Below are 362 nucleotides of genomic sequence, written 5' to 3' on the forward strand. Positions count from 1 at the left end.
GAGAGCCAGTTAATATTTCAACAGTTCATATTGGAACAATCTCAAGATCAATTGCGATACCACGAGATGTAATTAGAACGGCAATATTGTCTAATGCCTCTAGTGTTATTGTTGCACATAATCATCCAAGCGGAGAAGCTACACCTTCAAAAGAAGATATTAGTTTTACACGAGGCCTTTATCAGGCTTGTGAGTTGTTGCAAATCAAGTTATTAGATCATCTAGTAATAGGTTTTGGTGGGGAGTATCTTTCAATGAGAGCAGAAAACATGTTTGGAGCGGTAGATAGTGAATGAGATGAACATTTTTTATACTCAAAAAGTTAAAGAAACAGTACCTAGAGAATTACAAGCGGTTTGTTG

The 362-nt window shown here is 36.2% G+C and carries 1 protein-coding gene; it reads left to right on the forward strand.

Features of this window, described 5'->3' with window-relative positions; genetic code table 11:
• Nucleotides 1-296, forward strand: a 296-nt coding sequence (locus tag FC19_RS05885) for a JAB domain-containing protein (protein ID WP_162261184.1), incomplete at its 5' end; no start/stop codon positions are given.
• Nucleotides 297-362 lie beyond the last annotated feature (66 nt).

It is taken from the genome of Liquorilactobacillus aquaticus DSM 21051, from assembly GCF_001436755.1.
Taxonomy (GTDB): domain Bacteria; phylum Bacillota; class Bacilli; order Lactobacillales; family Lactobacillaceae; genus Liquorilactobacillus; species Liquorilactobacillus aquaticus.